At 64.9% G+C, this 19,707-nt stretch carries 20 protein-coding genes; 17 read left to right on the top strand and 3 right to left on the bottom strand.

Annotated elements, in window-relative coordinates; all coding sequences use genetic code 11:
• Positions 1-22 precede the first annotated feature (22 nt).
• The 16 genes from atpB to RDV55_RS00705 all read left to right on the top strand — a co-directional run bounded on the left by atpB (position 23) and on the right by RDV55_RS00705 (position 14,278).
• Positions 23-913 carry a F0F1 ATP synthase subunit A gene (gene atpB / locus RDV55_RS00780; protein WP_174703782.1) on the top strand — a complete coding sequence of 297 codons (891 nt, stop codon included), beginning with the start codon at positions 23-25 and terminating at the stop codon, positions 911-913.
• A gap of 40 nt (positions 914-953) precedes the next feature.
• Complete coding sequence (gene atpE / locus RDV55_RS00775) at positions 954-1,163, top strand: ATP synthase F0 subunit C (RefSeq protein ID WP_111822983.1); 210 nt, start codon at positions 954-956, stop codon at positions 1,161-1,163.
• Positions 1,164-1,168: 5 nt separating this feature from the next.
• The gene (gene atpF / locus RDV55_RS00770; protein ID WP_111822984.1) at positions 1,169-1,729 is read left to right on the top strand and encodes a F0F1 ATP synthase subunit B; all 561 of its coding nucleotides are present in this window, start codon (positions 1,169-1,171) and stop codon (positions 1,727-1,729) included.
• Complete coding sequence (locus RDV55_RS00765) at positions 1,726-2,544, top strand: F0F1 ATP synthase subunit delta (protein WP_111822985.1); 819 nt, start codon at positions 1,726-1,728, stop codon at positions 2,542-2,544. Before atpF ends, RDV55_RS00765 begins: the two co-directional genes overlap by 4 nt.
• A gap of 47 nt (positions 2,545-2,591) precedes the next feature.
• Positions 2,592-4,229 carry a F0F1 ATP synthase subunit alpha gene (gene atpA, locus RDV55_RS00760; protein ID WP_111822986.1) on the top strand — a complete coding sequence of 546 codons (1,638 nt, stop codon included), beginning with the start codon at positions 2,592-2,594 and terminating at the stop codon, positions 4,227-4,229.
• Positions 4,230-4,232: 3 nt separating this feature from the next.
• Positions 4,233-5,162: a F0F1 ATP synthase subunit gamma gene (locus tag RDV55_RS00755; RefSeq protein WP_111822987.1), complete on the top strand. Its 930-nt coding sequence runs from the start codon at positions 4,233-4,235 to the stop codon at positions 5,160-5,162.
• A gap of 25 nt (positions 5,163-5,187) precedes the next feature.
• Positions 5,188-6,636: a F0F1 ATP synthase subunit beta gene (gene atpD, locus RDV55_RS00750; protein ID WP_111822988.1), complete on the top strand. Its 1,449-nt coding sequence runs from the start codon at positions 5,188-5,190 to the stop codon at positions 6,634-6,636.
• Positions 6,636-6,908, top strand: a complete 273-nt coding sequence (locus RDV55_RS00745; protein ID WP_111822989.1) for a F0F1 ATP synthase subunit epsilon — start codon at positions 6,636-6,638, stop codon at positions 6,906-6,908. The genes atpD and RDV55_RS00745 overlap by 1 nt, the downstream gene beginning before the upstream one ends.
• A 25-nt stretch (positions 6,909-6,933) precedes the next feature.
• A complete protein-coding gene (locus tag RDV55_RS00740) occupies positions 6,934-7,338 on the top strand; it encodes a DUF2550 family protein (RefSeq protein WP_111822990.1) in 405 nt (134 codons plus the stop codon).
• A gap of 22 nt (positions 7,339-7,360) precedes the next feature.
• On the top strand, positions 7,361-8,053 hold the full coding sequence (nucS, locus tag RDV55_RS00735; protein WP_111822991.1) for an endonuclease NucS: 693 nt from the start codon (positions 7,361-7,363) through the stop codon (positions 8,051-8,053).
• The gene (locus RDV55_RS00730; RefSeq protein WP_111822992.1) at positions 8,053-9,159 is read left to right on the top strand and encodes a DNA glycosylase AlkZ-like family protein; all 1,107 of its coding nucleotides are present in this window, start codon (positions 8,053-8,055) and stop codon (positions 9,157-9,159) included. The genes nucS and RDV55_RS00730 overlap by 1 nt, the downstream gene beginning before the upstream one ends.
• A gap of 26 nt (positions 9,160-9,185) precedes the next feature.
• Positions 9,186-10,376, top strand: coding sequence for an N-acetylglucosamine-6-phosphate deacetylase (locus RDV55_RS00725; RefSeq protein WP_111822993.1), 1,191 nt, complete (start codon positions 9,186-9,188; stop codon positions 10,374-10,376).
• Positions 10,377-10,426: 50 nt separating this feature from the next.
• A complete protein-coding gene (locus tag RDV55_RS00720; protein WP_111822994.1) occupies positions 10,427-10,669 on the top strand; it encodes an Rv1322 family protein in 243 nt (80 codons plus the stop codon).
• Between the two features lie 152 nt (positions 10,670-10,821).
• The gene (locus RDV55_RS00715) at positions 10,822-12,273 is read left to right on the top strand and encodes a hypothetical protein (protein WP_111822995.1); all 1,452 of its coding nucleotides are present in this window, start codon (positions 10,822-10,824) and stop codon (positions 12,271-12,273) included.
• Positions 12,273-13,271 (top strand): hypothetical protein, encoded by a 999-nt coding sequence (locus RDV55_RS00710; protein ID WP_111822996.1) that lies wholly within the window; start codon positions 12,273-12,275, stop codon positions 13,269-13,271. Before RDV55_RS00715 ends, RDV55_RS00710 begins: the two co-directional genes overlap by 1 nt.
• Before the next feature lie 98 nt (positions 13,272-13,369).
• The gene (locus RDV55_RS00705) at positions 13,370-14,278 is read left to right on the top strand and encodes a tetratricopeptide repeat protein (protein ID WP_111822997.1); all 909 of its coding nucleotides are present in this window, start codon (positions 13,370-13,372) and stop codon (positions 14,276-14,278) included.
• 111 nt (positions 14,279-14,389) lie between these two features.
• Here the strand turns inward: RDV55_RS00705 and RDV55_RS00700 are convergent, their stop codons facing one another.
• Positions 14,390-14,575 carry a hypothetical protein gene (locus tag RDV55_RS00700; protein WP_111822998.1) on the bottom strand — a complete coding sequence of 62 codons (186 nt, stop codon included), beginning with the start codon at positions 14,573-14,575 and terminating at the stop codon, positions 14,390-14,392.
• 367 nt (positions 14,576-14,942) lie between these two features.
• On the opposite strand from RDV55_RS00700, the gene RDV55_RS00695 reads away from it, so the two are divergent.
• The gene (locus RDV55_RS00695) at positions 14,943-15,122 is read left to right on the top strand and encodes a cation transporter (protein ID WP_111823138.1); all 180 of its coding nucleotides are present in this window, start codon (positions 14,943-14,945) and stop codon (positions 15,120-15,122) included.
• A 114-nt stretch (positions 15,123-15,236) separates the two neighbouring features.
• Here RDV55_RS00695 and glgB read toward each other — a convergent pair whose 3' ends face one another.
• Positions 15,237-17,432 (bottom strand): 1,4-alpha-glucan branching protein GlgB, encoded by a 2,196-nt coding sequence (glgB, locus tag RDV55_RS00690; RefSeq protein WP_111822999.1) that lies wholly within the window; start codon positions 17,430-17,432, stop codon positions 15,237-15,239.
• 164 nt (positions 17,433-17,596) lie between these two features.
• Positions 17,597-19,639, bottom strand: a complete 2,043-nt coding sequence (locus RDV55_RS00685) for a maltotransferase domain-containing protein (protein WP_111823000.1) — start codon at positions 19,637-19,639, stop codon at positions 17,597-17,599.
• Positions 19,640-19,707: the final 68 nt, after the last annotated feature.

Below are 19,707 nucleotides of genomic sequence, written 5' to 3'. Positions count from 1 at the left end.
GATGATAACCAATGGAGTTGAGATGAAGGAGGCACATTCCGTGTCCGATCACGCGCCTGCTCGCCGGACCGCGTCCAAGCCACGTTGGTATTGGGTGAGCCTCGCGATCCTTCTTATCATCATCGCGCTGACCGCATACCCCGCGTTCACTCAGCATCCCCACCAGCCTGCGCTTGAGGACTTTTTCCCGACCGTTATTTTCGGCGACGGTACCTTCTTCGAGTTCAACCGACTGACGCTCGCCCGCGTCATCATGGGCCTGCTCGTCTCGCTCATTCTCGTGGCCGTGGCACGCAAGCCGAAGCTGGTGCCCACTCGTGGTCAGATGGTCATCGAGGGGCTTGCCGGCTACGTGCGTGACAACGTTGCCCTCGACATGCTCGGCCCCAAGACCGGACGTAAGTTCTCCGGTTTCATCGGCTTCCTGTTCTTCGGCGTGCTCGCGATGAACATCGCAGGCATCATCCCCGGCATCAACATCGCGGCTTCCTCCGTCGTGGCCGTCCCGATGGTCTTCGCGCTCATCACCTACGTGACCTTTATCGGTGCGGGCATCGCCAAGCAGGGTGTCGGCGGTTTCTTCGCCGCCCAACTGTTTCCCTCCGGCCTGCCGATCCCGATGTACGTGCTCATCACGCCCATCGAGTTCCTGTCGAACTTCGTCGTTCGCCCGGTCACGCTGACCCTGCGTCTTTTGTGCAATATGATCTCGGGTCACCTCCTTCTGGGTATGACCTATTTCGGTACCGCCGTCATGCTTCACGAGCTCTCTGTCCTGTCCGCGGCAGCCAGCCTCACCGGCATCGCCATGTTCGTGATGACTGGCTTCGAGGTCTTCGTCGCCCTGCTCCAGGCCTACATTTTCACGATCCTTTCGACCGTCTACATCAAGCTTTCCGTCGAACATCACTGACCCCAACGCCATCCGGCGTTACTAACAGAAGGAAACCACTATGGGAACCGCAGCATTCGCCTACATCGGCTACGGCCTCGCCACCCTGGGCCCCGCCCTCGGCATCGGCATGGTTGTCGGCAAGACCCAGGAAGCGACCGCCCGTCAGCCCGAGGTTGCCGGCCGTCTCTTCACCAACATGATCATCGGTGCCGGCATGGTCGAGGCCCTCGGCCTCATCGGCTTCGTTCTGCCGCTCATCGTTAAGTGATCGCCATGCACCAGATTGTCGCCGCTGCGGACCAGGAGGTCGGCGGCCTCGCCGTCATCCTGCCGCCGCTGTACGAGATTTTCTGGTCGGCTCTCGTTCTGCTTATCGTCCTCCTCCTCGTTGGACGCTACGCTCTGCCTCGCATCTATAAGACGATGGACGAGCGCGCCGCCGCGATCGAGGAGGGCCTCGGTGCCGCCGAGCAAGCGAAGGCCGATCAGGCCGCCGCTGCACGCGAGCGCGAGGAGATTATCCGCGAGGCTCACGCCGAAGCTCACACCATTCGTGAACGCGCCAACGACGAAGCGAAGGCCATCGTCGCCGCCGCCCGTCACGAGGCCACCAGCGAGGCTAACCGGATCCTTGAGGCCTCCGAGCGTCAGATCCTCGCCGAGAAGCAGGCTGCGCAGATCTCCCTGCGTTCCGAGGTGGGGCTGCTCGCCTCCGAGCTGGCAGAGAAGATCATCGGTGAGCAGCTCACCGATACGGCTCTGACTTCGCGAGTGGTTGATCGTTTCCTAGATGAGCTCGAGGCCGACAGCGCGCTGGTCGAGGAGAAGCGATGACACAGATGCGCACGATCGAGTCCGTCCCCTTTGCGAAGGACCTGGCGGCGGTGCTAGCTTCGCCCGGTACCGATGCAATGCGGGTCGCCGAGGATTTTTTCGGCCTGGCCGACCTGTTCAAGGAGAACACTCGTCTCGCGCGTGCAGCGACCGACCCGGCGCGGTCGGTCGCAGATAAGCAGGGTTTGCTGTCCGGCGCCTTCGGCTCCCACGTCACGGCAGCGACGATGTCCGTCGCGAATGCCGTCGTTGCCGACCACTGGAGTCACCCGGCGGACGTCGCAGATGCTCTTGAGGTGCTCGGCATTCTGGGCGTGCTCAACGCTGCGGGTGCTCACGACAGCCTCGATCAGGTCCGCGAGGAGCTGTTCCAGGTCCGCTACTTCCTGGCACACAACCGCGAGGTTCGTGTGCGCCTGTCGGATAAGTCGAAGGGCAACTCTCACGAGCGCGGGGATCTCGCAACCAAGCTTTTTGGGGAGCGCATCAGCGTCTGGACGATGCGCCTTGTGCGTCGTGCTGTCGGCCGATCGAATCACGGTCGCCTGCTGCACAACCTGCGTCGCTACGCCCAGTGGGCCGCAACCATGCAGGACCGCCTCTTCGTTACGGTCGCCACGGCCTCGCCGATGAGTGACGCGCAGGTCGAGCGCCTGCGCACGATCCTGACGAAGCGCTACGGCACGCCCGTTGACCTGGCGATCTCGGTCGATCCTGAGCTCATCGGCGGCTTCCGCCTGCGCGCGGGCATGACCGCCATCGACGCCTCGTTGGCCAGCCGAATCAGTGCAGCGCGCGACGCGATCGCCAGCTAGCACCTCCCGAACACACATTTATTTCTTTTACCAAGTTAGGAATCCTCATGGCTGACCTCAGCATCTCCCCGGAGGAAATCCGCGGAGCACTGGACTCCTTTATGGAGTCCTACCGTCCGGCGGACGTGGCCACTGAAGAGGTGGGTCACGTCATTGAAACGGCCGATGGTATCGCGCACGTCGAGGGCCTGCCCGGCACCATGGCGAACGAGCTGCTGCGTTTCGAGGACGGCACGCTGGGCCTGGCCATGAACCTCGACCAGCGTGAGATCGGCGCCGTTGTCCTCGGTGATTTCGGCGGCATCGAAGAGGGCCAGGTCGTGCATCGCACGGGCGAGGTCCTCTCCGTCCCCGTCGGTGACGGCTACCTTGGCCGCACGGTCGATCCCCTCGGCCGGCCGATCGACGGACTCGGCGAGATAACGGACCTGGACGGGCGTCGCGCGCTCGAACTGCAGGCCCCCGGCGTTATGGCGCGTAAGAGCGTCCACGAGCCCCTCGCCACCGGCCTGAAGGCCATCGACTCGATGATCCCGGTTGGCCGCGGCCAGCGTCAGCTCATCATCGGTGACCGCAAGACCGGTAAGACCGCGATCGCGCTCGACACAATCCTCAACCAGCGTGAGAACTGGAAGAGCGGCGACCCGAACAAGCAGGTGCGCTGCATCTACGTGGCGATCGGCCAGAAGGGTTCGACCATCGCCTCTGTGCGCTCCACGCTTGAGGACGCCGGTGCCATGGAGTACACGACCATCGTCGCCTCCCCGGCCTCGGACCCCGCCGGCTACAAGTACATGGCCCCCTACACGGGTTCGGCCATCGGCCAGCACTGGATGTACCAGGGCAAGCACGTTCTCATCGTCTTCGACGACCTGTCCAAGCAGGCCGAGGCCTACCGTGCGGTGTCTCTGCTGCTGCGTCGCCCGCCGGGCCGTGAAGCCTACCCCGGCGACGTCTTCTACTTGCACTCCCGCCTGCTGGAGCGTTGCGCGAAGCTGTCGGACGCCCTGGGTGGCGGTTCGATGACGGGTCTGCCGATCATCGAGACCAAGGCGAACGACGTGTCGGCCTACATCCCGACGAACGTCATTTCGATCACCGACGGCCAGATCTTCCTGCAGTCCGACCTGTTCAACTCGAACCAGCGCCCCGCCGTCGACGTGGGTATCTCCGTGTCCCGTGTTGGCGGCGCGGCCCAGCCCAAGGCCATGAAGAAGGTCGCCGGTACGCTCAAGCTGACGCTCGCGCAGTACCGCTCGATGGCAGCCTTCGCCATGTTTGCCTCCGACCTGGATGCTGCGACCCGCCGTCAGCTGACCCGCGGCGAGCGCCTCATGGAGCTCCTCAAGCAGCCCCAGTCCACGCCCTACGCGATGGAAGACCAGGTCGCCTCGATCTGGATGGGCACTAAGGGCTACCTCGATGACATCGAGGTCGAGGACGTCCTGCGCTTCGAGCGTGGCCTGCTTGACCACCTCCACGCTAACTCGACCGTGCTCGACACGATCGCGGCGACCGGTGACCTTTCCTCCGAGACGGAGGAAGCACTGAAGAACGCCGTCGAGGAGTTCCACCACCAGTGGATCAGCGCCGGACGTGGCACCGCCGAACTCGAGGACGGCGAGGTCGTGGCTGAGCGTACCCGCGAGGAGATCTCGCGCGGTCGCACGAGCGAGAAGGCCTAAGCGATGGGTGGACAGCAGAGGATCTACAAGCAGCGTATCGCCTCGACGACGACGCTCGCGAAGGTCTTCCGCGCCATGGAGATGATCGCTGCGTCTCGCATTGGCGCGGCGCGGCGCGCTGCCACCGAGGCAGGGCCTTACGAGAAGGCCCTGACACAGGCGGTCGCGGCGGTCGCGGTCCATACGGACCTCGACCACCCGCTGACCGAGGAACGCGAGGACACCAGTCGCGTCGCCGTCCTGGTCGTGGCATCGGATCGCGGTATGGCCGGAGCCTACTCGGCGACCATCCTGCGCGAGTCGGAGAAGCTCATCGCGGACCTGCGTGAACACGGCTACCAGCCCGTTCTGTACACCTTTGGACGCAGGGCCTCGGCGTACTTCCGCTTCCGCGGCGTCGCGATCGAACGCGAGTGGGAAGGTGAGTCGGATTCGCCGTCTCCCGAGACCGCGCGCGAGATGGCGACCATCTTGCTCGAGCGTTTCCTGGACCCGGACCCGGATACGGGCGTTGGCGCGCTGCACCTCGTGTACACGCGCTTCAAGACCGTCATGAGTCAGGTGCCCGAGGTGCGCCAGATGCTGCCCCTGACGGTCGTTGATGCCCCCGAGTCGGATTCGGAGCGCGCGACAGAACGAGGCTTTGCGGACGACCCGTCCTCGGCCCAGCCCGAGTACGAGTTCATCCCGTCTGCGGAGGCGGTACTGGACACGCTGCTGCCGATGTACGTTCAGGCTCGTATCCATAACGTGCTGCTTCAGTCTGCGGCGTCTGAGCTTGCATCACGCCAGCGCGCCATGCACACCGCAACGGACAACGCGAACGAGCTCATCACCAAGTACACGCGTCTGGCGAACTCGGCCCGCCAGGCGGAAATTACCCAGGAAATCACCGAAATCGTGGGCGGGGCCGACGCTCTTAACGCGAGCTAAGCCCTTCGAGACACGGAGTAACACCATGACTGATACACATGCAATTGCCGAGGGACGCGTCGCCCGCGTCGTCGGCCCTGTCGTCGATGTCGAGTTTCCCCCGGACCGCATCCCGCCGCTGTACAACGCGCTGACCGTTGACGTGAACCTGGCTGGCCAGGGCGAGGGCGAGTCGACCTTCACGATGACACTCGAGGTCGCCCAGCACCTCGGTGACAACCTCGTGCGTACCATTGCGCTCAAGCCCACCGACGGCCTCGTGCGTGGCGCCCCCGTCACCGACACCGGCGCGCCGATCACCGTACCCGTCGGCGACGTCACCAAGGGCCACGTCTTCAACGTGACCGGCGACGTGCTCAACCTCGAAGAGGGTGAGACACTCGAGGTGACCGAGCGCTGGCCGATCCACCGTCAGCCCCCGGCCTTCGACCAGCTTGAGGCTCGCACCAAGATGTTCGAGACCGGCATCAAGGTCATCGACCTGCTGACCCCCTACGTGCAGGGTGGCAAGATCGGCCTCTTCGGCGGTGCGGGCGTCGGTAAGACCGTCCTCATCCAGGAGATGATCCAGCGCGTGGCCCAGGACCACGGCGGCGTCTCCGTGTTCGCCGGCGTCGGCGAGCGTACCCGTGAGGGCAACGACCTCATCGGCGAAATGGAAGAGGCGGGCGTCTTTGACAAGACTGCCCTCGTCTTCGGCCAGATGGACGAGCCGCCGGGCACGCGTCTGCGCATCGCCCTGACGGGCCTGACCATGGCGGAGTACTTCCGCGATGTTCAGCATCAGGACGTCCTCCTGTTCATCGACAACATCTTCCGCTTCACCCAGGCGGGCTCCGAGGTTTCCACGCTGCTGGGCCGTATGCCCTCCGCTGTGGGTTACCAGCCCAACCTGGCCGACGAGATGGGTCTGCTCCAGGAGCGCATCACCTCGGCTGGCGGTCACTCGATCACCTCGCTGCAGGCGATCTACGTCCCCGCCGATGACTACACCGACCCGGCTCCGGCGACGACCTTCGCTCACCTGGATGCGACGACCGAGCTTTCCCGTGAGATCGCTGCCAAGGGTATTTACCCCGCCGTGGATCCGCTGGCCTCGACCTCGCGTATCCTTGACCCGGCCCTCGTCGGCCGCGAGCACTACGACGTCGCCACGCACGTCAAGGCCATCCTGCAGAAGAACAAGGAACTGCAGGACATCATCGCCATCCTCGGTGTCGACGAGCTGAGCGAGGACGACAAGGTCACCGTCGCGCGTGCGCGCCGCATCGAGCAGTTCCTGTCCCAGAACATGTACATGGCCGAGAAGTTCACGGGCGTGCCCGGCTCGACCGTGCCGCTGTCGGAGACCATCGAGGCGTTCAAGCGCATCGCCGAGGGCTACTACGACGATGTGCCGGAGCAGGCGTTCTACAACTGCGGTGGCATCGACGATCTGGAGCGCAACGCCCACGAGCTGGCCAAGGAAGCCTGATGGCATCGGGTAAGTCCTTGCAGGTCGAGGTCGTCTCTCATGAGGGACGGCTGTGGCACGGCGCCGCGTTGTCGGTTCAGCTGCCGACGGTGGACGGAAGCCTGGGTGTGCTGCCTGGGCGTCAGCCGTTGCTCTCCCAGATGGGCGAGGGCATTGTGACGGTGACATGCTCCGACGAGGTCGTGTCTTTCCAGGTCACTGGGGGATTCGCCTCAGTCGACTCCGATTTCGTCACGGTCGTGGCTGATCACGCTACAGTGACAGAACAGTAATTCGACGCAACGCGAGGAGGACCTCATGAGCCTGATGACAATTGTGATCTGGTGCGCGGTTCTCCTCGCGTGTGTCGGGGCGGTCCTGTGGGTGTACATGAATGTGCGCGCCCGCAGGATCGTTTCGCGTTTGGGTGCGTTCCGCTGTTGGTCGCGCCCGGACGTTCATTCGGGGTGGACGGCCGGCATCGGCGTGTATGGCGTCGAGGAACTCTCCTGGTATCGGCTGGTGGGATTTACTTTCAAGCCGGTGTATTCGATCCCGCGTCGAGGTATGGAGGTCTCGGCACCGATCGCGCACTCGGCCGACGGTTCCGTCGTCGAGGTGCGCCTGGCGTACGGTGAGCATCGTTACGAGGTCGCCGTGGAACGCTTGACATATAACGGATTGGTCTCCTGGGTGGAGTCCGGTCCTCCGCGCCTGGTCTGAGCAGGATTGGTAAGCTCGCGGGGTGCGTATTGTTATTGCTACTTGCACCGTTGATTATTCCGGTCGTCTGAGTGCCCACCTGGATCCCGCCAAGCGCGTCATCATGCTCAAGGGGGACGGCTCGGTTCTCATTCATTCCGAAGGCGGTTCTTACAAGCCTCTGAACTGGATGACCGCTCCCTGCACGGTCTCCACGGGGGAGCCCGGCGAAGACGAGGAGGGCGTCGAGCAGGTCTGGACGGTTCAGGCCGACAAGACGGATGACAAACTGATTATCCGCATCCACGAGGTCATCGCGGACGTATCTGAGGATCTCGGAGTGGACCCCGGCCTCGTGAAGGACGGCGTCGAGGCGCACCTTCAGGAGCTTCTTGCCGAGCAGGTGCCCCAGATCCTCGGCGAGGGCTGGGAGCTGGTACGCCGCGAGTTCCCAACGCCCGTCGGGCCGGTGGACCTCATGGTGCGCGACGCCGACGGCGCTCACGTGGCGATCGAGGTCAAGCGCCGCGGCGGCATCGACGGCGTCGAGCAGCTGACGCGCTATTTGGCGCTGCTCGGGCGCGATCCTCTCCTCGGCGACGTGACCGGAATCTTCGCTGCCCAGGAGATCACGAAGCAGGCGCGCACTCTCGCCGAAGATCGTGGTATCCGCTGCGTGGTCCTGGACTACGACGCGATGCGCGGGGTGGACGACCCCGAGTCACGACTGTTCTGATGGTGCTTTCTCGGCGGGCGAGCCTCGGGCGAATCGTTGCCCAGGGCCTAGTCTCGGCGACTGCGGCGCGCTCACCGCTGGATGCCGTCGAGAACCTGCTGGCACTGCAAGGTCAGCAAGCGAGTGCGATCCCATGGGCGATTGGCGTGCGCTGCACGGGAGTGTCGCGCGCTCGCGTCGAGGAATCATTCGCACGTGGTGAGCTGGTTCGCTCCTGGCCGATGCGCGGCACCGTTCACGTCACGAGCGCCCGCGACCACCATTGGCTGCGCCGGCTGCTGCGCCACCGGCGTGCGGCGTGGGAACGCCAGGCGCTTTCTCTGGGCCTCACCGATGCTCTCGTCGAACGTGCGGCACAGGTTACGTGTGACCTGCTGGAGACCTCACCCCTGGGAGTGAGCCGTGCGGATTTGGTGAATGCGTGGGAGAGCAGTGGGATCGACACTGTGACGGCGTCTTCTTCACAAACAGGTCTGCGGCGTCGCCACCTCATCATGCGCCTGCATTTGGATGGTGTGCTCACCGCCGGGCCTGTGCGCGCGGGTGAGCATCTGATCGTTGACGCGCGCTCACTTCCGGCCGCCCCCGGGGTCGCGAAGGGAGAGTCCGGGCACGAAGAAGCCCTCGCGGTCTTGGCAGCGCGTTACGCTTGGGGACACGGTCCCATCGACGAGGCCGACCTGGCTAGATGGACCGGGCTGACTCTCACCGAGGCACGTCGAGCGTTGGCTGGAGCGCGTGTGGCGGGGGAGAGTGTCGGCCTTCCTCTTGCAGAATATGGAGGCGGTCTGGCTCGCGCAGATCTCGCAGATCTCGTGGAAGACTTCCGCGCTGAGGCGGAGGCGATGCACGCTCTTCCTTCATTTGATGAGCTACATGTCGGCTACAGGGACCGTTCCTGCCTGACGGACGAGGCCGGGGAGGCGTTGATCTGTCCGGCGAAGAACGGCATGTTCCGTCCAATCGTCGTCGAGGGTGGTCGAGTGGTGGCCGTGAGAGCGCCGGGGCGCGAGATTGTGATGGTGAAGGGATGCGAGTCGGGGCAACGACCTGCTGCGCGTGCGTTCGACGACTGGGAGAAATGGTTGTCCGAGACACAGCAGTGAAGTGTCAGGTGTGCCACAATTAATGCATGACTACTTCTGTGTTGCGTGGCCGTCTGGTCCGGGAAGATTCCGTCGTTGAGGACGGCATCATCGAGTTCGACGGCACCACTATTACCCGTGTGTGTCCCGTTTCCGAGTACGAGGGCGAGACGCCCGAGGCCAGCGATGCGACCTACCTGCCCGGCCTCGTCGATGTGCACTGCCACGGCGGCGGCGGAGAGTCCTTCCCCAACGCCGAGACCGCTGAGGAAGCCCTTGTTGCTGTCCTCGAGCATCGCCGTCACGGCACGACGTCTCTCGTCGCGTCCTGCGTGACCGCCTCCGCCGAGGTGCTGCGTGCGCGCGCAAAGACCCTGGCCCAGCTGGCTCGAGCCGGCGAACTCGCCGGCATCCACTTCGAGGGGCCCTTCGTGTCTCACGAGCGCTGCGGCGCCCAGGATCCGACGTACATCGTCGATCCCGACGCGGACCTGACGCGCACCCTCATTGCGGACTGCCAGGGGTTTGCGCTGTCGATGACGCTTGCCCCCGAGAAGCCGAACGCCTACGGCCCCGGATCGGTGGCCGAGGCCCTCATCGACGGGGGAGCGATCCCGTCCTGGGGCCACACGGATTCCAACTCCGTGAAGGCCCGCGAGGCGCTGGCCTATTCGCGCGAGCGCTTCTCGCAGGTCGAAACCAAGCGTGGCCCGCGTGCGACGATCACCCACCTGTTTAACGGCATGCGTCCGCTGCATCACCGCGACACCGGCCCGATCGCCGAGTTCCTCTCGGATGCCGCACGCGGAGGAGCTGTCGCCGAGCTGATCTGCGACTCGATCCACGTCGATCCCTCCCTGGTTCGCGACGTGTACGAGCTCGTGGGACGCGAGCACGTCGTGCTCATCACCGATGCGATGGCGGCCGCAGGCATGGCTGATGGTGAGTACACGCTCGGCCCCCAGGACGTCATCGTGAAGGACGGCGTGGCACGGCTGGCGCAGGGAAACGCCATTGCGGGTGGCACCGCACACCTGATGGACTGCGTGCGCGTGGCCGTCACTCGCGGCGGCATCCCGCTTGTGGATGCCGTGTACATGGCGTCCGTTCAGGGTGCCACGATCCTGGGCGACGATTCGATCGGTTCGCTCGCGGCTGGAAAGAAGGCCGATATTGTCGAGGTCGACGCTGACCTCGCCGTGCGCCGCGTGTGGCGTCGTGGCACTGTGGTTGCGTGAGAGGCAAACGAAGCAAGAAACGACCGTGGGGCGAGGCGCGTCGACTGCAGATGGACCGCCTCGCCTCCGTGCCGCGCACGGAGCGGGGACCGGACGGCCTGGACTATCAGGTGCGTCGTCTGCCCAGCGCTGCGAAGCAATACACCTGCCCGGCCTGCCTGCGTCCGATCCCCGTGGGTGCAGCGCACGTCGTCGCGTGGCCTGAAGAAGCGCCTTTTGGTTTGCCTCAGGGAGTTGAGGGGCGTCGGCACTGGCACTCGGAGTGCTGGCGTCGTGGTCTGCGTCCGCTGTGATGTGCGGATGTGATGCATCACTGCCCGGGCCGCGGATTCTGCCGTGCCCGCAGTTGGCACGTAAAGTGGGGACTGAAGAATGCCCGCAGTGTGGGCATTGGATGTGAGGAGCAACCGTGGAACTCTTTAAGCGATACATAGCGGCATCGTCAATGGGCGTTGTCGCTCTTGTATGCGTGCTCGTCGGGCTACTCGGCGTGACCGTCCTGCGGCCGCCGACGCATCAAGCGTCGTCCGTCGATTCTGCGACGGATCTGATTATGACGCGCGGTAACGTGCTGTCAATCGTGAAGGATGACGTGACTGTCACCGCGACGTCGAAGTCTGGCGCGCCCGTGACCCTGAGCATCGGTACGACGCAGGACGTGAAGGGCTGGATTGGCGACGCCGCCTACACGGAGGTCATTGGCGTCGAGTCGGATCGCACGAAGCTGAAGGCCGAATCCCACGATGCGGTATCGACCGGTAAGACCGCTCCTGCTGCTCCCTCCAAGCCCGCCCAGTCGGGTGCTCAGTCCGGGGTCCAGTCTGGCGCCCAGCCCCTTGCGGATCCGACCTCTGCTGACCTGGTGACGCAGCTGGCCTCCTCCGACATGTGGTTCAGTCAGGCTAGTGGTGAGGGTACCGTAAGCCTGGACCTGGAGAACGTGCCCTCCGGTCGTTCCGCTCTGGCTGTATCTGCGGCCGGTCCCAATGACCTCACGCTGACCCTGACCTGGAAGGTCGAGCAGACCAACACCCTCGCCATCATCGCGTTCCTGGCCGCGTGCGTTTTTGCGCTGATTGCCCTCGCACTGTTCCTCACACGTTGGCAGCTCCTGCGCCTGCGCAAGATTCGTGCGGCGCGTATAGAGGAACGTCGCAAGGCTGACGCCCTCGAGACTTCCTCGATCAACTCCGCGGCCGTCGCCGAGCGCGTCGCTGCCGCCCGCGATTCGGCCGCTGCGCCCGCTCCCGTTAAGGAGCCTCAGGCCGTGGATGAGGTCGATGCGTCGAATGAGTCTCCTGCTGAGGCTGGTGGCGCAGAACCCAACGAGGAGAAGACTCAGTGGGGTGCCGCGGCCTACGCGCCTGCAGCCGATGAGTCCAGCGAGAATGCGTCCTCCGAGGAGGATGCGGCCGAGGGGTCTCCCGTCGAAGACGAAGTAATCGAGACACCCGCCGAGACCGCAAACGATGGTGCCGCCGACGACGCAAAGAGCTCCGACGATGCGGCGACCAACGAAGCTGCTCAGGACGAAGACTCTCCCGACCCACTCGCGCACACCGCCGAGCGCCGCGGACGCCACGGCCTCGACAACGGGCCGATCGATCAGGATCCGCCGGAGCGCGCCACGACCGACACCGGTGTCATCGACCTGTCTGGTATCCGGGGAGGACGCACGCTGCCCTCGCGCCGCGCCCTGCGAGAAGCCCGTAACAACGGCGAGCAGACTGTCGTGGTCGATGGCCAGGAGTTTAACACGGGCCTGATCCCGATCACCCGTCCTCGCGCCGCAGAGCCGGCCGCCCCGACCTCGGCACCCGACGACGACGCATCGAAGACCGGTGGCTGGACATCGATCATGTCCGGCTGGCTCAAGGACCGTGAGGAAGGTAAGTGATGAAGAGAAAGACCGTCGCGGTGGCGACCGCCGCGCTGCTCATGGCTTCGACGCTGGGACTGAGCGCGTGCTCCAACGAGATCGTTGCACAGTCGGGCGAGGAGGCGCAGAGCGCCGCGAACCTGGACTTGGAACGTATCTCCTCGGTCCTGGATGCAACCGGACAAGCGATGACGACGGCCGATGCGTCGCTCAACGCTTCCGACCTGTCGGGGCGTGTGGCCCAGGGTGCGCTGGACTATCGCACTGCGCAGTACGCGCTGGCCACGGCCTCGGGACAGGCTCCCCAGGCGTTGGACTTCACCCCGGCATCCCTGGCCATCACGAACTCTGATTCGTGGCCGCGCGCGATCTTCAATATCTCCGCATCCTCTACGACGGCACTGCCCGTCGTGCAGGTGTTCGTCCAGGACTCTGCTCGTTCGGATTATCAGCTGACGAACTTCGCTCGCCTGCTAGGCGGCACGCAGCTGACCTTGCCCCCCGTGGGCACCGGCTCGGCCTATGTCACCGGCACTTCCGATGGCTTTGTCGTTGCTCCTGAGACTGCTCTCGCGCAGTACATCACGATGCTGAACTCGGGTACCCAGGACACGTCGCAGTTCCTCGCCGACGAGTTCACGAAGACTTATCTGTCTGCCGTGAGTGACCTGAACTCGTCGGTCAGTGCCGCGGGCAGCGTGACCGCCGCGGCGACCGCGACGGATCACCCGATATCGGGCCTGGTGTTGCAGGACGGCTCGGCTCTCGTGGCCGCTAACTTCAAGTACACGCTGACCTACCAGCGCACGGTCGCGGGCGCGACCATGAACCTGGGTGGTAAGACCGCGACCATGAGCCCGGGCGGCACGACGGTGGAAGGCACCGCCACCGCGGAGTATATCGCTACCGTTCTCATGCGGCTCCCCTCAAAGACCGCGGGCGGAACACCTCAGGTTGTCGGCGGTGAATACACGATCGTGTCCGTGGCCCTCGACCCCTCGACGAGTCCGGGCTGATTTTCACCCACAGCGCACAGCTCGTCCCCGCGGCTCTACGTCGCGGGGACGACGCATATCATCGTTCCTAGCAACACTGTCGTCACGAAGAGGACACCATGAACACGCCTGACCCTCGCTCCGCATCCGAGGCAGTCCCGACTCCCGTCGACTCGCATGGAGCCGTCGATCTGTCGGCTCGCGCGAGTGCGCCTGCCGCCGCGGGCTCCGACGCGCCCGCAGCCGCGGGGGAGGGCCTGCACATCCCGCTGATCACCACCACGGACGAGGAGAACTTCCAGGACGTCATGTCCACCTCGCAGGCCGTGCCGGTCGTCCTGGTCATGTGGTCTGCGCGATCGCTCGAGTCCAAGCCGACCCTGGCGATGCTTGAGGAGATCGCCCGTGAGCAGGCGGGAGCATTCCAGCTGGTCGAGGTCGATATTGACCAGGCCCCGGCGATCGCCCAGGCATTCCAGATCCAGGCAGTGCCCACGGTCGTTGCCCTCGTGGGAGGGCGTCCGGTTCCGCTGTTCCAGGGGGCTGCTGCAAAGGAGCAGGTGCTTCCCATCGTCTCGCAGATTCTCGAGGCCGCAGCGCAGATGGGCGTCACCGCGCGTATCGCCGTGGCCGCCGAAGACACGGTCGCCCCGACCCCGCCCGAGCACGAGGCCCCGCTTGCCGCAGAGGAGAACGGTAACCTCGACGAGGCGATCGCCCTGTGGGAGCATGTCATCGAGTTGAATCCCCGCGACGAGGAAGCGAAGTCCCACCTGTCCCGCGTGCGTTTCGCAGCGCGCGCCTACGGTGAACAGAACACGGATGACCCTGCGGCCCGAGCCGACGCGCTCTTCGCCGCAGGCGACGCCGCCGGAGCTTACGAGGTGCTTCTCGATCTGCTCGCCGCCTCTACGGACGCGAAGGAGCGCGAGGCGCTGCGCCTGCGTCTCCTGGACCTCTTCCGCGTGGCAGGCTCGTCTCCCGAGGTCTCCAAGGCTCGCACGCGCCTGGCGATGCTTCTCATGTGAGAGCGTCGTCGAGCCCGGCTGCGCGCCGCGGCACCTACGCGGCCTGATTGGGGGACGGGTGAGGCCGGAGTGGGTGGTCCTGCTCCGGCCTCGTCGTATTGATCGATGCGTTTAGCGTGCCTGGGAGGCGGGTGCCAGCCACACGACGACCTCGCGGTTGCCCTTATTGTCCGAGCCCTTGCGTAGGTAGGAGATCAGGTTGTGGTCGCCGTCGGAGGCGTCGATCCACTCAAAGCCCGTGTAGTCGTCGTCCCACATGGCCGGGGAGGACGCGTAGATCCTGTTGAGACGCTCCACCAGAGCCGCGACATTCGCGTGGTGACTAGACAGATTTCTTCATGATGCCTTCTTGACAGTTTCTAGAAAGTCTCTTTACAGTATCAATGACGATGACGTTCGAAGAAGGGAGGGCTGGAATGGGGATAGCAATGCAGCCCTTTGTTAGCGTGTTTGTCATTGGCGTGATGGTGTTCGCGCCCGCAAGTGCTTCGGCAAGCGTGGCTTCGCCTCTCGACGTGCTGAATAACTGTGCGTACTACTCGGAGAGTGGATACTGTGTCGACTCGTACCCCAATCAGTGGACATGCCACAACATGTGGAATCGTCCGCATGAGGATTATCAGATTGCGCAGTGCCTGGCTTGGCTGGGCTATGGCTCGAGGGGATGAGACCGGTGAAGTGGTTCATTATCGCTGCCGTCTTCGTTATAGTCGTCGCGTGGTACGGGTGGCGCTCCACGCACAACGAACTGACGAAAAGGATCAACCGTGAGACCGACCCGGATGCCCGCCGCGAACTCATCAAGCTACAGGGCCAGATCGATCGTGGGCGGGCGGGCTTCTAAACTCCGCCCACGCTCATGCTGCCGTGCGCCGCGGCACCTACGCGACGTGAATGGGGGACGGGTGAGGCCGGAGCAGGTGGTCCTGCCCCGGCCTCGTCGTATTGGTCTATGTGTTTAGCGTGCCTGGGAGGCGGGTGCCAGCCACACGGCACCCAGCGGGGGTATGCGCAGTGAGGCGGAGACCGGACGGCCGTTCCAGGGAGTGTCTTCGGCGATGATGGTGCCGACGTTGACCACGCCTGAGCCGCCGAACTCTTCGGAGTCGGTGTTCAGGATTTCGACCCACTCGCCGCCGAAAGGCAGGCCCACGCGGTAGCCCTCGTGTGGGTTGCCGGCGAAGTTGGAGATGCACACGACGACCTCGCGGTTGCCCTTATTGTCCGAACCCTTACGCAGGTAGGAGATCAGGTTGTGGTCGCCGTCGGAGGCGTCGATCCACTCAAAGCCCGTGTAGTCGTCGTCCCACATGGCCGGGGAGGACGCGTAGATCCTGTTGAGACGCTCCACCAGAGCCGCGACACCCGCGTGGCCCTCCTGATCCAGGAGCCACCAGTCGAGGGAGTAGGACTCGTTCCACTCCTGCTCCTGGCCGATCTCCTGTCCCATGAAAATGAGCTGCTTGCCCGGGTGGCTCCACTGGTAGGCGTACAGGGAACGCAGGCCTGCCAGGCGCTGCCACTTGTCGCCGGGCATCTTCGAAATCAGTGACCCCTTGCCGTGCACGACCTCGTCGTGCGACAGCGGCAGCACGTAGTTCTCGGAGAAGGCGTACACGAGGGAGAAGGTGAGCTCGCCGTGATGCCAGCGGCGGTTGACCGGGTCCTCGCTCAGGTAGCGCAGGGTGTCGTTCATCCAGCCCATGTTCCACTTCATGCCGTAGCCCAGGCCACCGCCCGACGTCGGGGCGGTCACGCCCGGCCACGCCGTGGACTCCTCGGCGATCATGATGATGCCGGGGTGGCGGCGGTACGCGGTCGCGTTGGCTTCCTGGATGAACTCGATGGCCTCCAGGTTCTCGCGGCCACCGTACTGGTTGGGACGCCACTGGCCGTCCTTGCGCGAGTAGTCCAGGTACAGCATCGAGGCCACGGCATCGACACGCAGGCCGTCGATGTGGAAGTCCTCGAGCCAATACAGGGCGTTGGCGACCAGGAAGTTACGCACCTCGCGGCGGCCGAAGTTGAAGACGTAGGTGCCCCAGTCGGGGTGCTCGCCGCGCAGCGGATCCGGATCCTCGTACAGCGGGGTGCCGTCGAAGCGGGCCAGCGCGAAGTCATCCTTCGGGAAGTGGGCGGGCACCCAGTCCAGGATGACACCGATGCCCTCGCGGTGGAAGGCGTCCACCAGGTAGCGGAAGTCGTCCGGGGTGCCGTAGCGCGAGGAAGGCGCGTAGTAGGAGGTCACCTGATAGCCCCACGAGCCGCCGAAGGGGTGCTCGGCCAGCGGCATGAACTCCACGTGCGTGAAGCCCATCTGCTTGACGTAGGGGACCAGCTCGTCGGCCAGCTCACGGTAGCCCAGGCCCTGACGCCACGAACCGGCGTGGACCTCGTAGATGGACATGGGGCCCTCGTGGACGTTGCGCTCACGGCGCGCGGCCATCCACTCGGCGTCGGTCCACTCGTGGAAGTAGTCGGTGACGACCGAGGCCGTGGCCGGGGGAATCTCGGTGGCGCGAGCCAGCGGGTCGGCCTTCTGGAACCAGTTACCGCCGGGGCCCTGGATCTCAAACTTGTAGCGGGCACCCACGCCGACCTCGGGAACGAAGATCTCCCACACGCCGGACGAACCCAGCGAACGCATGGAGGTCGCCGTGCCATCCCAGTAGTTGAACTCGCCGACGACGCGCACGGCGCGGGCGTTGGGTGCCCACACGGCGAAGGAGGTGCCGGTGGTCTCGCCCAGCTCGTCGGAGTAGGTCTTCACGTGAGCGCCCAGGACCTTCCACAGGTCCTCGTGGCGGCCCTCGGAGATCAGGTAGGTATCCATCTCACCCAGGGTCGGCAGGTAGCGGTACGCATCGTCGCGAACGTTCGTGTCCTCGCCGTACGTGACTGACACGCGATAGGTAGGGATCTCCTTGCCGGGTAGGGCTGCCACCCAGATGCCGCCGCGCTCGTGGCTGGCGGCGTAGGCACCGGTGGGCGTGATGATGTCGACCGCGTCGGCAAGGTGCGCGGCGACACGAATAGTGACGCCGGCATCGCTCAGGTGAGCGCCAAGAACGGAATGCGGCGAGTAGTAGGAGCCTGAGGCAACGGCGTCGAGGATGTCGTCATTGACCGGGATCGGCGTAAGTTCGCGGCTCATGGATTTTCCTTACTCCTAAGGTGTGTGAACCACTCAGTTCACTGGTGTTCGTAGTCTACCGTCTGACCGGCAACATAGGGAGCCGGGTCTCATTTTGATGGGGGTTTGATAGGGGCGTCGTGTGCCCGACGAGGCCATGGGGTGCGCCGGGCACACGAGCCTTGTTAGGCCTGCGCCCAGGGGGACGTGTGGGCGGGCTCGACCTTGAAGACGTGGCCGAGTCGCGTCACGGGGGATAGGGACACCCAGTTGGATGCGCCCCACACGTAGGAGCGTCCGTCCAGCTCGTCGACGACAGTAATGTGACCGCCCGGGGTGGACAGGCCCATCGCCTCCAAATCGAGCTCGACGGAGCCGTCCACGCCCTGGTGCGGATCCAGCGAGATCACGCAGATCACGGTGTCGGGCTTGCCGTCCGCCGTGAACTTGCCGGGCACCTGGCGTGAAAACGCGATCAGGCGATCCGAGGAGGTGGGGTGAATGCGGATCTGGTGGAGTTGGCGCAGCGCCGGGTGCTTGGCGCGAGCGGCGTTGAGCAGTGTGAACAGGCGAGAGATACCGATCTCGTCCGCGTCCTCCCAACGGCGCGGGCGGAACTCGTACTTCTCGTTGTCGTTGGGTTCCTGGTAGGTGCCGCGCGGCTTGTTCTCGACGAACTCGTAGCCCGAGTAGATGCCCCAGGTGGGCGCGCCCAGCGCGGCGAGCATCGCTCGGATCGCGAAGATCGCGGTGCCGCCGTCCCACATCTGCGGGGTGAGGATGTCGTGCGTCGTGGGCCAGAAGGACGGGCGCATGAGGTGCGCGGTCTCTTCCGACACCTGCTTGAGGTACTCCTCGATTTCCTGCTTGTGGGTCCTCCACGCGAAGTAGGTGTAGGACTGGTCGAAGCCGACCGCGCCGAGGGTGCGCATCATGGCGGGGCGTGTGAAGGCTTCGGCGAGGAAGAGCGTGCCCGGGTACTGCGCCTTGATGTCGGCGAGCAGGCGCTCCCAGAAGGGGATGGGCTTGGTATGCGGGTTGTCGACGCGGAAGATCGTCACGCCGTGGTTGATCCACAGCTCGATGACGTCGCGTACGGCCTGGTAGATGCCCTCCGGGTCGTTATCGAAGTTCAGGGGGTAGATGTCCTGGTACTTCTTGGGTGGGTTCTCCGCGTAGGCGATCGTGCCGTCGGCGCGGGTCGTGAACCACTCGGGGTGCTCGGCGACCCACGGGTGGTCGGGGGAGCATTGGAGAGCCAGGTCGAGTGCGACCTCCAGGCCGAGGCCACGAGCGCGCTTGACGAAACGGTCGAAGTCGGCGAAGTCGCCCAGCTCAGGGTGGATGGCGTCGTGGCCACCCTCGGGGGCACCGATGCCGTAGGGTGAACCCGGATCGCCGGGGGCGGCTTCCAGGGAGTTGTTCTTGCCCTTGCGATGCGTCGTGCCGATCGGGTGGATCGGGGTTAGGTAGACGACGTCGAAGCCCATGCCGGCGATGCGTGGCAGATCCTCGGCGGCACCGGCGAGCGTGCCGGACACCCACGTGCCGTCGGGGCGTTGGAAGGCACCCGCTGAGCGTGGGAAGATCTCGTACCACGCGCCCGCCAGGGCCTTTGTGCGGGCCACGTCAAGCGGGTAGACGCGCGAGGAGTCCAGCAGGTCGCGCAGCGGGTGGTCGCGGAAGATGAGGCGCACGCGAGAGGAGATACCCGCGGAGAGGCGCTGCTGGGCGGAGTGGCTGGTGTCGCGCAGGCGACGTGCCGCGTCGTTCAGGACCTCGATGTCCGAGGCCGGGGGGCGATCCTGGGAGGGGCTGCCGTAGGCGGTACCTTCCGCCGCGCGCTCCATGAGTAGGGCACCCTCCTCGAGCATGAGCTCGACGTCGACGCCGGCACCGACCTTCACGGTCGCGTCGTGGCGCCACGTGGCGTAGGGGTCCGACCAGGAGTCCACGCGGAAGCTCCACGCGCCGGGGGTGTCAGCGGCCACCCACGCCTCGTACCTGTCGAGACCGGGGGCAATGTCCACCATGCGCGTGCGGGAGTATTCACCTCCGTTCGGGCGCAACAGGACGGCCTCGGCGGCGAACGCGTCGTGTCCTTCGCGGAACACGGTCGCACGAATGGGGAAAGGTTCGCCTTCGGTGGCCTTGGCGGGAAGCGTGCCGTCTTCGATGACGGGGAACACTTCGATGATCGGGATACGGGGCAACAGTTTCTCGCTCACGAGACACACACTAGCCTATGGATACGCGCACGTGAAAGTGAGTCCAACGTCTCGGCACCACGAACGAT

Source organism: Schaalia odontolytica (genome assembly GCF_031191545.1).
Lineage (GTDB): Bacteria > Actinomycetota > Actinomycetes > Actinomycetales > Actinomycetaceae > Pauljensenia > Pauljensenia odontolytica.
Note: the sequence above shows the minus strand (reverse complement) of the source record. Positions and strands in the feature narration are given on the sequence as shown.